Source organism: Proteus sp. FZP2095, from assembly GCF_023701425.1.
Taxonomy (GTDB): Bacteria; Pseudomonadota; Gammaproteobacteria; order Enterobacterales; family Enterobacteriaceae; genus Proteus; species Proteus cibarius.
In genome coordinates this window covers 1767109-1780743 of sequence record NZ_JAMQBJ010000001.1, presented here as the reverse complement: position 1 = coordinate 1780743, position 13635 = coordinate 1767109, and the positions used below count along the sequence as shown (strand labels likewise).

Here is a 13635-nt window from a genome sequence, read left to right as displayed (position 1 = left end):
AAAAGAGGTGAATGTGGAAATATTAGTGACAGGTGGTATGGGATATATCGGTAGTCATACTTGCGTACAAATGATTGAAGCAGGCATGACACCAATTATTTTAGATAACCTTAGCAATGCGAATGAAGAAGTCCTTAACCGTGTTGAAGCCCTAACAGGTAAACGCCCTCTGTTTTATAACGGTGATATTCGTGATGACCAGTTATTGGCATCAATCTTTGCTAAGCATTCTATTCAGTCTGTTATTCATTTTGCGGGATTGAAAGCGGTTGGTGAATCTGTTCAGAAGCCAATTGAATATTATGACAACAATGTTAATGGCACATTGGTGCTAGTGCGTTGTATGCGTGATGCGGGCGTAAAAAGCATTATCTTTAGCTCATCTGCGACAGTTTATGGTGACCCTCAAGTTGTTCCTATTACTGAAGATTCGCCAGTAGGGGGCACAACTAACCCTTATGGCACCAGTAAATATATGGTTGAGCGCATTTTATCTGACTTATTTGTTGCGGATGAAAGTTGGTCTATTAGTTTGCTACGTTACTTTAACCCAGTAGGGGCGCATCCATCAGGTACGATGGGGGAAGATCCTAAAGGTATTCCTAATAATTTAACCCCTTATATTTCTCAAGTGGCAATTGGTCGTCGTGAACAAGTGGCTGTCTTTGGTGATGATTACCCAACAAAAGACGGTACAGGTGTTCGTGATTATATCCATGTTATGGATCTGGCTGATGGTCATATAGCAGCATTAAATGCGTTAGGTAAAAAAGCGGGCTTACATATTTATAATCTGGGAACAGGTAACGGTACTAGTGTGATTGAAATGATTGAAGCATTTCGTAAAGCTAGTGGTAAACCTATCCCTTATCAATTACAAGCTCGTCGTCCTGGCGATATTGCAGAATGTTGGTCAAGCCCTGCAAAAGCAGAGAAAGATTTACACTGGAAAGCTATTCGTTCAATTGATGATATGGCTGCGGATGCTTGGCGTTGGCAGTTACAAAACCCAAATGGTTATCTGAAATAAGATTTTAAGTATTCAGATAATCTTGAATAAATAAGAGAGAAGGTTATGTCAAAACTGATTTTTGATCCTGTTGAACATCCTCATCGTCGTTATAATCCGCTAACTGGCCAGTGGATTTTAGTTTCACCACATAGAGCGAAACGACCTTGGAATGGCAAAGATGAAAAGCCTCAGATTGCGACATTTCCCTCTTATGATCCTCACTGCTATTTGTGTCCGAATAACACCCGAGTCTCTGGTGATAAAAATCCAGATTACACCGGAACGTATGTCTTTAATAATGACCACTCTGCGTTGTTACAAGATGAATATTATGTTGAGCCCTCATCAAATCCTTTATTTCAAACTCAAGCAGTAAGAGGAATTAGTCGAGTCGTCTGTTTCTCTCCTGATCATGGAAAAACTATTCCTGAATTACCCGTCAGTAGTTTACGTAAAATTGTTGATACTTGGGATAACCAAATAGAAGAACTCAGCAAAGAATACCTTTGGGTTCAAGTGTTTGAGAATAAAGGAGAAACGATGGGGTGCTCTCAACCTCATCCTCATGGACAGATTTGGGCGAGTGATTTCTTACCTAATGAATTAGCGCGAAAAGATACGCAATTAAAAGCTTATTTTGAAAAATACGGGCGCAATCTATTAATCGATTATGTTGATGCTGAATGTAAAGATACAAGTCGCACTGTCGTTGAAACAGAGCATTGGCTGGCGATAGTACCTTATTGGGCTTCTTGGCCTTATGAAACGATGTTATTACCTAAAGTACATATTCGTAGAATGAGTGAATTAAATAGTGCTCAGCGAGATGATCTTGCTATTGCCATGAAAAAATTAACAAGTCGTTATGATAATTTATTCCGCTGTTCTTTCCCTTATTCCATGGGATGGCATTTTGCGCCTTCTTTTAAAGATGATAGAAATATCGATCATTGGCAATTACATGCGCTTTATTATCCACCATTATTACGCTCAGCCACTGTACGAAAATTTATGGTGGGATATGAAATGCTGGCGGAATCGCAAAGAGATCTAACGCCAGAACAAGCTGCGAATAATTTACGTCAATTAAGTGACATTCATTATAAAGAGCAACGTTAATGACCTGCGATATGGCAAGGTATTTTAATTAATCTGCTTTTTGCGCACGAAATAAATTAAATCAAACATCTCATTATTTACATAATGTTGTGGTGGGATTTTTATTACTTAATTTTAAGCTAAGGATTTATTATGCAGGCACTTATTAATAATGTGACTCGTTCATTTTCATCTATTTTTGGTTACGCACCTACACATTTTATTCAAGCGCCTGGTAGGGTAAATCTTATTGGTGAGCACACTGATTATAATGATGGGTTTGTTTTACCTTGTGCCATTAATTATCAAATGGTCGTTGCCGCAGCAAAACGAGAAGATAACATTATTCGTGTCATTGCGGTTGATTACCAAAATGAAGTTGATGAATTTAACCTTGATAACAGTATTGAGTTTTTACCTAATAAAATGTGGGCTAACTATGTTCGTGGTGTTATTCATTTTCTACAAAAAGATAACTACTCTTTTCATGGTATGGATATCGCGATATCTGGAAATGTTCCTCAAGGTGCAGGATTAAGTTCTTCTGCTGCGTTAGAAGTTGCCATTGGCCAAACGCTTAAAACACTTTATCAGTTACCTATTAGCCAAAAAGAGATTGCATTAAATGGCCAAAAAGCAGAAAACCAATTTGTTGGTTGTAACTGTGGCATTATGGATCAGCTTATTTCGGCTTGTGGTGAAGAAAATCATGCACTATTAATCGATTGTCGTTCATTAGAAACGTCAGCCGTAACGATGCCTGAAAATATGGTTGTGATGATTATCAATACCAATAAAAAGCGTGGCTTAGTTGATAGTGAGTACAATACCCGTCGCCAACAGTGTGAAGAGGCCGCTCATATTTTAAATGTGACTGCATTAAGAGATGCCTCATTAGAGGATCTAGTCGCTAAAAAAGCATTAATGAGTGATGTGGTTTATCGTCGGGCACGCCATGTTATTACTGAAAACAGCCGTACATTAGACGCCGCAGAAGCCTTACGCCGTGGTGATTTAACCACATTGAGTCAGCTAATGATGCAATCACATCACTCAATGCGTGATGATTTTGAAATCACAGTCAAAGAGGTTGATTCATTGGTTGAAATCGTGAAATCGGTGATTGGTGATCGTGGTGGAGTAAGAATGACGGGTGGTGGATTTGGTGGTTGTGTCGTAGCATTAGTGACACCAGATTTAGTTGATAAAGTCGTTGACTCTGTTAAGGCGCAATACGAAGCTAAAACAGGATTAAAAGAAACTATTTATGTCTGCTCTGCAAGCCAAGGAGCGGGCTATTCGGAGGCAAAATAATGGCGACTAATGAGCTTCGTTTTCTTGAACCTGAACAAATGACAGCACAACCTGCATTAGATGGAAAACCTGCACAAGTCGTGGTGCTTAAAAATCGTTTTGGTATGTCTATTTCTTTAATGGATATTGGTGCAACGTGGTTAACTTGTATTGTACCGGTTAATGGATATCGTCGAGATGTGTTATTAGGCTCTGCGGATATGAATGCCCATAAACAACAAACAGCATATTTAGGCGCAACGGTTGGACGATTTGCTAATCGCATTGCAGGGGCTAAATTTGTAGTAGAAGGTCAAGAATATAAAATTAGTGCGAATGAAGGCCAAAATACCTTACATGGTGGTAAGCAAAACTTTAGCCATCTACGCTGGGGGATCACTGCGCAATCTTCTCAATCTGTTACTTTCTCACTAATTTCTAATGATGGCGATCAAGGTTTTCCCGGTACTGTGAAAGTAAGTGTAACCTATACACTGACAAATAATAATGAAGTATGCATTGATTATCAGGCGATGAGTGATAAAACTACACCATTAAGCTTAACTAACCATGCTTATTTCAATCTTGCGGGCGAACATACTGAGCGCACAGCACTTGAACATGATTTAAGAATTTGTGCGACTCATTATTTGAAAAATGGTGAAGGCAATATTCCTACGGGTGAGTTTGCAAGCGTAATAGGAACAGGGTTTGATTTTCGAAAATTAAAACGTATTGGCCTTGATTTTATGGTAGATGAGTGCCAAAAAGCCGCAAATGGCTATGATCATGCGTTTATTTTAGATAAAAAAGTGATTGAAGATAAAACCCCTGTTGCAACCGTTATTGCACCTGAGGGTGAGCTCAAAATGGATGTCTTTACAACCATGCCTTCTGTCCAATTCTATACGGGCAACTTTTTGGTAGGAACAAAAGGAAAGAGTCGCCATTACGGCAATTACTCAGGATTGGCATTAGAAACACAATATTTCCCAGATGGCCCTAATCATCCAGAATGGCATGAAAACCAAGGTGTTTTGCCTGCAAATACAGCGTGGAATAGCCAAACAATCTATAAGTTTTACTCGTAACAATAAAAGGAAAGTGTAAACGCTTTCCTTTTCACTATTTATTTGATCTTTTTACTTTTTAAATTTCACTTCTTCGCTGATAATCAGGCCACTTAAATTCTATTACTCCCTTTTTCTTTGTTTGTAGATTAACGGCTCGTTATTTATTAACCATGAATAAGGTGATCCATAAGGAGTGGATATGGCGACTATCAAAGATGTAGCAAAGGAAGCCGGTGTTTCTGTTGCGACTGTGTCTAGAGTCATTAATAACTCGCCGAAAGCAAGCCAAGCATCTATAGAAACCGTTAATGCAGCGATGCAAAAATTAGGCTATCGACCTAATGCGGCTGCAAGGGCTTTGGTTAGTCAGAGTACGCAAACATTGGGTGTTTTAGTGCATGATGTTTCCGATCCCTTTTTTGGCACACTAGTGAAAGCGGTTGATAATGTTGCAAGACAATCAGGAAAACACATCTTGGTCTGTAATGGTTATCATGATGCTCAAGATGAACGCCAATCTATCGAGTTGTTGATTAATAGTCGTTGTGATGGCCTGGTGATCCACTCAAAAGCACTCTCTGATGAAGAATTGTTAGCTTATGCTAATGAAGTTAAAAGCATGGTGTTGATTAACCGCTTTATTCCTGAAATTGCTGAGCGTTGTGTCGCTTTAGATAATTATAAAGGGGCATGGATGGCAACAGAGCATCTGATCCGTCAAGGTCATACCAAAATTGCTTATATTTCATCAACTCATCATATTGAAGATACAACTCAGCGTCTTGCAGGTTATAAAGCTGCATTAGAAGCCAATAACATCAAGTTACCTGAAAGCTATATTGAGTATGGTGAGCCGGAAGGTGAAGGGGGCGAAAAGGCAATGATGCATCTGCTAACCAAATCAATCGATTTTACGGCTGTAGTGACTTACAACGATTTTATGGCTGCAGGGGCTTTATCTGTTCTTGATGAAAATGAAATCCCTGTCCCTGAAAAAATTTCCGTTATTGGCTTTGATGACGTATTAATTGCACGCTATATCCACCCTCGTTTAACCACAGTGCGTTATCCTGTACAAATGATGGCGGAACAAGCTGCAACACTGGCTATCAGGCTTTCTAAAGGTGAAATGCTCGAACAAAAACAACGTATTTTTTCACCAACATTAGTTCAACGTAATTCTGTTTTTAATCTTAGCCACCTCTCTTAATCTTAATTACCTCATTTATTATTCAATCAAGTCGATCCTCTTAATAAGCCCTATAAAATTAAGAGGTTATTTTTACTTGATTTGTGTAATCGTTATCACTTTTTGGTTTTTTTAATAATTATTTAGATATCTGAAATTTATTAAATAAAGTTACCATCGTATTTTAGGCGCAAACTTGGCTTTACTCGTCATGGTAATCGTTTGTTTTCCTACTTTATGATCCATTTACGTAACATAAGCGATAAAATTGTGAACAGAGTAACGGAAAAAGATTGTGAAAACGTTTACATTAAAATCCTATTCTCTCTATGGGTCTGAAAGGAAAATATTATGCATACAGAAGGTGTTGGGTTAAGCACAATAGACTATGCAATTTTTGCCCTCTATGTCGTGATTATTATTAGTCTAGGATTATGGGTTTCTCGTTCCAAGGATGGTGAGAAAAAAGGAACAAAGGATTATTTTCTTGCAGGTAAAACCCTTCCTTGGTGGGCAATTGGTTCTTCGCTTATTGCAGCTAATATTTCAGCAGAACAATTCATTGGTATGTCTGGTTCTGGTTTCTCCATTGGTCTTGCTATCGCATCTTATGAATGGATGGCAGCACTGACATTAATTATTGTTGCAAAATACTTTTTACCAGTTTTTATTGAAAAAGGTATTTATACCATTCCTGAATTTGTTGAGAATCGTTTTAAAAGTCGTAACTTAAAAACCATTCTTGCGGTGTTTTGGTTAGCGTTATTTATCTTTGTTAACTTAACATCGGTACTTTATTTAGGTTCATTGGCATTAGAAACCATCCTTGGTGTACCAATGATGTATGCCATTATTGGTTTAGCATTATTTGCAGTTATCTATTCACTTTATGGCGGACTCTCTGCTGTTGCGTGGACAGACGTGGTGCAAGTGTTCTTCCTTATCCTTGGTGGCCTATTTACCACAGTATTAGCCGTCAGCTATATCGGCGGAGATGGTGGGATCATGGAAGGTTTGAGCAAAATGACACAAGCCGCGCCAGATCACTTTAAAATGATCTTAGAGAAAGATAACCCGCAATTTATGAACTTACCGGGTATCGCGGTGCTGATTGGTGGTTTATGGGTTGCTAATCTTTATTATTGGGGCTTTAACCAATACATTATCCAACGTGCTTTAGCCGCTAAATCTATCAATGAAGCACAAAAAGGGCTCGTGTTTGCAGCGTTTTTAAAACTGATTGTGCCTGTTCTGGTCGTTGTGCCTGGTATTGCTGCATTTGTTATTACCACTAACCCTGAATTAATGGCGGGGTTAGGGACAATGGCACAAGAGCATATCCCAACGTTATCACAAGCAGATAAAGCCTATCCTTGGTTAACTCAGTTCTTGCCAGTAGGTGCAAAAGGTGTTGTTTTTGCTGCACTTGCCGCTGCAATAGTTTCATCTTTGGCATCTATGCTTAACTCTATCGCGACTATTTTCACGATGGATATCTATAAAGAATATATTGGACCAAAAGCTTCTGAAACACGGTTAGTGAATGTGGGTCGTATTAGTGCAGTAGTTGCTTTAATTATTGCTTGCTTTATTGCGCCATTATTGGGTGGTATCGATCAGGCATTCCAATATATTCAGGAATATACAGGTTTAGTAAGCCCAGGAATTTTAGCGGTATTCCTCCTAGGTTTATTCTGGAAAAAAACGAATGCAAAAGGTGCAATTATTGGTGTGGTCTTATCTATACCGTTCGCATTGTTCCTAAAATTAATGCCATTGGGTATGCCATTCCTTGATCAAATGATGTACACCTTTATGTTTACAACAGTCGTAATTGCATTAGTTAGTTTAACTTCAACGAAAACAGATGATAGTGAAGGCGCTATTGCATTAACTGATAAAACGTTTAAAACACAGAGCGGTTTTAACATCGCTTCCTATGCCATTATGATCATCTTGTGTGTGCTTTACGCGGTATTCTGGTAATAACAAGATTGTGATTGGTTAATTTTCTAAATCTAAAAATACTCTACACAACGATAAAAAGCAGATGGTTATACCATCTGCTTTTTTTGTGTTCGAGATTTGCTATTTCTGTACTTAATCTGAATAGCGTCAATTTTCATTGATGCAGATTAAAAAAAAACATCAAATACGAAAAGAAAAGCATTCTCATGATTATTTGATTAAGATAATATTAATCATTCTCATTACTATAACTGTTATTGATTCAGGGAACTGCTATGAACTTTAAAATGGGTGTTTTAACAGCCTGTATTTTATCTGCCTCTTACCCGCTGTATGCACAAGAAAACAAAGAAGAAAAACTTGTTGTATCAGCATCAGGGTTTGCTCAACAAATTACAGATGCACCAGCAAGTATCACCGTGATCAGCAAAGAACAACTCGCAAAGAAACCCGTTCATGATTTAGCGGATGCAGTAAAAGGTGTTGAAGGTGTTAGCATTAATGGTAATGCCAATAAACAAGAAATCACGATGCGTGGTTTACCAGGCGAGTACACACTTATTCTTGTTGATGGCCGTCGTCAAAATAGCCGTGAGTCACGTCCGAACGGGAGTGGCGGTTATGAGGGCGGTTTTATTCCACCAGCAGATGCGATTGAACGTATAGAAGTTATTCGTGGACCAATGTCGTCTCTGTATGGTTCAGATGCAATGGGTGGTGTTATCAATATCATCACGAAACCAGTAACAAAAGAGTGGCATGGCTCTGTTGCACTTGGCGGTACACTGCAACACAACCGTGATGCAGGTGACTCTATTAATGGTGATTTTTATCTTTCAGGGCCGTTAATTGAAGATAAATTAGGCTTACAGCTTTACGGCAGTAGCTACTTACGTGCAGAAGATAAAATCACTTATGGTCAAGGCCGTAATGACAATAAAAATATTACGGCGAAATTGGCATTCACCCCGACGGATAATCAGACCATTTTATTAGAAGCGGGTCGCAATACGTTACAGCGTACAACGACACCGGGTAAATCCATGAGCGAGTTTACCAATCGTGGTGGGCGTCTTGATAAAAATAAAATGCTGGAAACTAATAACGATCGTAATCATTGGGCATTAACTTATAAAAATCAATTTGATATTCTGCATTCTGAATTAAGTGTCTACCAAGAACAGACTAAGCGTATTCAAAAAACAGAAGCGGTTGATAAGGAAACTGGGAATAGCTATAAATATTACGAAGCACGTCGCCCTGAAATTACCAATACTGTTTTTGATGCAAAATTTACTGCTTTTTTACCTTCAAATGTGATGACCTTTGGGGGGCAATATCAATATTCACGTTTAAAAGATGAATCTTCTCTTGGTGGAAAAGAAGTTAAGCAATCTACTATTACTGCAGATCAAAAAGCGCTATTCCTTGAAGATGAATATAGCGTAACAGATAATCTCGCACTAACAGGTGGTGTGCGTCTTGATGATCACGAATATTACGGTAATCACTGGAGCCCAAGAGCCTATGCCGTTTATCATTTAACGGATGAATTCACGTTAAAAGGTGGTGTGGCGAAAGCTTTTAAAGCACCAAGTTTGCGTGAAATCAGCCCTGAATATGGCACTTCAACAGAAAAAGGTCGTGCGATTATGTATGGTAATCGTGATTTAAAACCTGAAACTTCTGTTAGCCAAGAAATTGGTATTGGTTATGATAATGGGGATGGTGTTACTGCAAGTGTGACTTTCTTTAATACCAATTTTAAAAATAAGTTAACGAACTACGATACTGGTGAAATAGATCCTATTACAGGTTTAAAACTGTACCAACACGATAATGTGGGTAAAGCAAATATTAAAGGGATTGAAACGGCGGTTGGTTTCCCAATTACGGAAAGCTGGCATGTTAATGCTAACTACACTTATATTGATTCAGAACGTAAAAGTGATGATGAAAAGTTAGCTTCTGGTGAGTCATTAAAAGGCTACCCGCTTGATATGACCCCAAAGCACAGCGCCAATGCGCGTGTGGATTGGCAGTTTGATGAAGCAACCAGTTTTTATGCCAATACCGCTTATACGGGCAAGCAAATTTGGGCTGCACAACGTAACGGTTACACTGGTGCACGTTATCGTAGTGGTTACACAACCTTTGATTTAGGAATGACCTACAACTTTAATAAAAATACTATGTTTAACTTTGCGGTATTAAATATTACAGATGAAACAGGCCCTGCTGTAAATGATAAAGGTGGTAACTGGGTTGTCGATGAAGGCCGTCGTTATTGGGCGAATATTAAATATAGCTTCTAATCGAGCCTAAATTAACATAAACCCCGTATTAAATATGGGGTTTATTTTTTTATGCCTCTCTATTATTTTCATCTAATGATTCATTTTTTAAATTACCGACAGAGTATCTGATTTATGCGAATACTAATGTTATGTGGAATGATTATGTTATCTGCGGTTGCTCAGGCTAGGCCTAACCAAGAAGTTCCTGAAATTGAGTCTCAGGCTCACTCTTATTATCAAATTACAAATAAAGAAGTGGCATATGAAGGAAAACAATATCGCCTCTTTCTTGCTATCCCTAAAAATACGACTAAAACAGCGTTAATTTATAGTGTCGATGGAAATGCGCAGTTTCCGTTGATGATAAACGAAGCCATAAAGCAGAAAAATAAACCACTGCCTGCTATTATCAGTGTGGGATATGTGGGCGATAAAGCTTACTTTATTACAGAGAGAACGCATGATTATACACCAAGTGTAAAAGGTGAAGCATTTAGCCGAGGCGGAAACGCAGAGAATTTTTATCAATTTTTCTTAACGCAAGTAAGGCCTTATACGTTAGAGGAACTCGCCAAAGAACAAGTCTCTATTACTCAGCAATCTCTGTTTGGTCACTCTTTTGGTGGTGTATTTACCCTCTATGTTTTATTCAATCATCCTGAAACATTTCAACGTTATATCGCAGCAAGCCCGTCATTATGGTGGGGAAAAGGCGAATGGGTGAAAAAAGTGCAATGGCAGGCTATTCCTAATGATATTTCTATTACAATAACCTTGGGTGAAAAAGAAGAAAGTCCAGATTTAAGTCGATTAAGTGAAGAACAACAAAAAAATTATCAAGAGCGTAGTAGTTGGTTAACACAACGTCAGTTATGCCAATATCTATCAGACGCGGGAAAACAGTGTGAGTTTTATCTGTTTGAGGGGAAAGGGCATGGGGGTTCAATTCCTGATGCGATTAATATTGCTTTAGAAAAAAGCATAGAATAAACAAAAACATCCCTTTATTTTTAGCTATCCTATCGAGTAATGATAGGATAGTAATGAATATTTATTATTGTAGTTTTTATTTAATACGTATTTATTCGTAATTTTCTTAATAAAAAATACTTATCTTTTAATAAAAATAAATATCAGATTAGAGCTATTTCTTTTTGGTAGAAAAAGACGATAATCATGATTGATATAAATAAAATTGTTTTCTGACATTAGATTTTATAATTTTATTTATCATCATTTAAGCGCTATATTCGCGTCTCCTGAATTTAGGGACGCCATCCACTGTTTTCACCTTTGTTTCTTTTATCTTTCCTAGATAAAAGAACAGCCTCTATCAGGCATCGAGAAAACAGCGCATCATCAACCGTTTTGATTGTGGAGACGAGGGTAGTGAAACAGAACACTACTTTGGTACGCAAAGGCGACAGTACATTAGTACCTGTGGCTGGGTTAACGGTATTTGCTATCGCGTCAGGCTATTTAATGAGTTTAATTCCACTGTCTATGAGCAGTTTTGGAATGGACACACTTTATGCCAGTTGGTTAGCAAGTATTTATTTTATTGGATTATTAATAGGTTCAGTCATGATAGAACCTATTATTGCAAGAATAGGGCATCGTCTTTCTTTTGTTGCATTTTTATTATTGCTGGCAGTGACTGTCGGTGTATTGCCTTTAATGCCTTATTTATCAGCATGGATGGTTTTCCGTTTTATTGGTGGTATGGCGGTTGCAGGTATATTTGTTGTTGTCGAATCATGGCTATTAATTGGCGATAATCCTAAAGAGCGAGCTAAACGCTTAGGTTTTTATATGACCTCGCTTTATGGGGGCACAACATTAGGGCAATTGGCGATTGGTGCAATTGGTACACAGGGCGCTATCCCATTTATGGCGATATTAGTTTTGCTATTAATCGCCGTATTACCACCTTTGTTTTTTAAACAAGGGCAACCACAAGGGCATGATCATAAAAGTTTGTCACTTAAGCAGATGAGCCGATTAAATAAAGCAGCTTTAGTAGGCTGTATGGTGTCTGGCGTTGTGATGGGCAGTATTTATGGCATGATGCCATTGGCTTTAAATCAAGGGCAATTTACAACAGACCAAATAGGTGTGTTGATGGCGGCGATTATTTTAGGCGGCATGGTGGTTCAGCCTATTATTAGCAAATTGTCTGTGATGATAAGCAAAACACTGTTATTAGCGATGATGTGTTTAGTGGGTGTGTTTGCTATGGGACTGACATATCTTTCTAGCGATTATATGGTGCTTATTATTGCACTGGCGCTATTAGGAATGTCTTCTTTTGCTCTTTATCCTATCGCTATTACATTAGCGTGTGATCATGTGAATGCTAGCTATATTGTCGCTATTACACAAGTAATGCTATTAAGTTATAGCATTGGTTCTGCAATCGGGCCTTTAGGGGCGGGTATGTTTATGGCGCAAGCCAATAACGGCATTATGAATTTCTTCTTTGTAGTGTTATTAGTGACGGCAATTTACATGCTCTTTGCAAGTTTACGTCGTAAAAGTCATATTGTGTTGAACTAAACCGTTTTTCTTACTTGTTCTCTTTCTTACTTTCTTTCTCTTATTTATCAGCCGAGCTTACCGTAAAGGTGGCTCGGTTTTTTATATCTACTCTAAAAAGAATTAAGACTTCCCTTATATTTTTATACTGTGTTTTATCAGTATAAACAGATAATGTCATTTCTTTCGTAAATAATGGATTTAACTTTTTCATGGAGAATACTCAGTGAATATAATGAAAATTAGCATTTTACTCTTACTCACTATGCCTTTTTCAAGTGCCCAAGCGATAACCTCAGAACAAAATAAAAAGCTGGTGGAGTACGCTGCTGATTTACCAAGAGCCGTATTTTACGACTCTGATTATCGTAAAATAGATTACCCAATGGGAGATGTACCAGCCTATAAAGGGGTATGTAGTGATGTGATCATTCGTAGCTATCGTGGCATTGATATCGATTTACAAAAATTATTGCATGAAGATATTAAAGCAAATTTTTCAGCTTACCCAAGTAAACGAATGTGGGGGTTAAATAAACCTGATACGAATATAGATCACCGTAGAGTTCCTAATTTAGAAGTCTTTTTCACACGAAAAGGAAAAGTAAAACCGATTACAAAAAATGCAGAAGATTATGTACCAGGCGATATTGTAAGCTGGCGTTTAGATAATGGACGGCCTCATATTGGGATTGTAGTAAATAAGAAAAGCGGGGATAACCAACGCTATCTAGTTATGCATAATATCGGGTTTGGTCAAGTTGCTGAAGACGTTTTATTTTCATGGAAAATAACGGGTCATTTTACCTACTAAATAGGTGAAAAAGAAAAATTGAAGCGTTCAGTCTTTTGTGGAAAATAAAATAGAAGTAATAGCAGTAAAATAAATCTGAATTTAAATAATAAGTAAAATAATGCCCATACCGATTTTATCTAAGTATGGGCATTATTTCTGGGGGAGAATATTTTCATCAGAAATATTCATAATTATTCCTCTAAGCCACCGAGTAACATACTAACGACAGCAGTAGAACAGATAAAAGAAAGGAAAAGGATAAAAAAAGAGCTACCGATCATAATGCCCTCCAAATTTATTGCTATTTTTAAATAAAAAACCTCACTAAACAAATGTTATTAACACATTACCTTATATACTAGGTCATTTAAAAA

At 37.7% G+C, this 13635-nt stretch carries 10 protein-coding genes; all 10 read left to right on the top strand.

The annotated features are described in order from the left end of the window. Nucleotides 1–13: 13 nt before the first annotated feature. The 10 genes from galE (at nucleotide 14) to NBG71_RS08625 (ending at nucleotide 13279) form a co-directional block, all read left to right on the top strand. Nucleotides 14–1030 (top strand): UDP-glucose 4-epimerase GalE, encoded by a 1017-nt coding sequence (galE, locus tag NBG71_RS08670; RefSeq protein WP_075670902.1) that lies wholly within the window; start codon nucleotides 14–16, stop codon nucleotides 1028–1030. Between the two features lie 45 nt (nucleotides 1031–1075). Next, nucleotides 1076–2131 (top strand): UDP-glucose--hexose-1-phosphate uridylyltransferase, encoded by a 1056-nt coding sequence (locus NBG71_RS08665; protein WP_250916778.1) that lies wholly within the window; start codon nucleotides 1076–1078, stop codon nucleotides 2129–2131. A 132-nt stretch (nucleotides 2132–2263) separates the two neighbouring features. Beyond that, nucleotides 2264–3424 carry a galactokinase gene (galK, locus tag NBG71_RS08660; RefSeq protein WP_109392921.1) on the top strand — a complete coding sequence of 387 codons (1161 nt, stop codon included), beginning with the start codon at nucleotides 2264–2266 and terminating at the stop codon, nucleotides 3422–3424. Then, a complete protein-coding gene (galM, locus tag NBG71_RS08655; protein WP_099659341.1) occupies nucleotides 3424–4494 on the top strand; it encodes a galactose-1-epimerase in 1071 nt (356 codons plus the stop codon). Before galK ends, galM begins: the two co-directional genes overlap by 1 nt. Before the next feature lie 181 nt (nucleotides 4495–4675). Continuing rightward, entirely contained in the window at nucleotides 4676–5686 is a 1011-nt protein-coding gene (locus NBG71_RS08650; protein ID WP_075670910.1) for a substrate-binding domain-containing protein, read from the top strand. A gap of 330 nt (nucleotides 5687–6016) precedes the next feature. After that, a complete protein-coding gene (locus tag NBG71_RS08645) occupies nucleotides 6017–7651 on the top strand; it encodes a sodium/sugar symporter (protein WP_075670912.1) in 1635 nt (544 codons plus the stop codon). Nucleotides 7652–7908: 257 nt separating this feature from the next. Further along, nucleotides 7909–9948 carry an IreA family TonB-dependent siderophore receptor gene (locus NBG71_RS08640; protein WP_075670914.1) on the top strand — a complete coding sequence of 680 codons (2040 nt, stop codon included), beginning with the start codon at nucleotides 7909–7911 and terminating at the stop codon, nucleotides 9946–9948. A 114-nt stretch (nucleotides 9949–10062) separates the two neighbouring features. Next, entirely contained in the window at nucleotides 10063–10920 is an 858-nt protein-coding gene (locus NBG71_RS08635) for an alpha/beta hydrolase (protein WP_250916777.1), read from the top strand. Between the two features lie 399 nt (nucleotides 10921–11319). Next, nucleotides 11320–12486 (top strand): MFS transporter, encoded by a 1167-nt coding sequence (locus NBG71_RS08630; RefSeq protein WP_075670918.1) that lies wholly within the window; start codon nucleotides 11320–11322, stop codon nucleotides 12484–12486. A gap of 214 nt (nucleotides 12487–12700) precedes the next feature. After that, the gene (locus tag NBG71_RS08625; protein ID WP_075670922.1) at nucleotides 12701–13279 is read left to right on the top strand and encodes a DUF1287 domain-containing protein; all 579 of its coding nucleotides are present in this window, start codon (nucleotides 12701–12703) and stop codon (nucleotides 13277–13279) included. The last annotated feature ends 356 nt before the right edge of the window (nucleotides 13280–13635 follow it).

Coding starts and splice junctions, on each gene's coding strand:
- NBG71_RS08625 (WP_075670922.1), top strand. CDS start 12,701: ATGAAAATTAGCATTTTACTCTTACTCACTATGCCTTTTTCAAGTGCC.
- NBG71_RS08650 (WP_075670910.1), top strand. CDS start 4,676: ATGGCGACTATCAAAGATGTAGCAAAGGAAGCCGGTGTTTCTGTTGCG.
- galM (WP_099659341.1), top strand. CDS start 3,424: ATGGCGACTAATGAGCTTCGTTTTCTTGAACCTGAACAAATGACAGCA.
- galK (WP_109392921.1), top strand. CDS start 2,264: ATGCAGGCACTTATTAATAATGTGACTCGTTCATTTTCATCTATTTTT.
- NBG71_RS08635 (WP_250916777.1), top strand. CDS start 10,063: ATGCGAATACTAATGTTATGTGGAATGATTATGTTATCTGCGGTTGCT.
- NBG71_RS08645 (WP_075670912.1), top strand. CDS start 6,017: ATGCATACAGAAGGTGTTGGGTTAAGCACAATAGACTATGCAATTTTT.
- NBG71_RS08665 (WP_250916778.1), top strand. CDS start 1,076: ATGTCAAAACTGATTTTTGATCCTGTTGAACATCCTCATCGTCGTTAT.
- NBG71_RS08640 (WP_075670914.1), top strand. CDS start 7,909: ATGAACTTTAAAATGGGTGTTTTAACAGCCTGTATTTTATCTGCCTCT.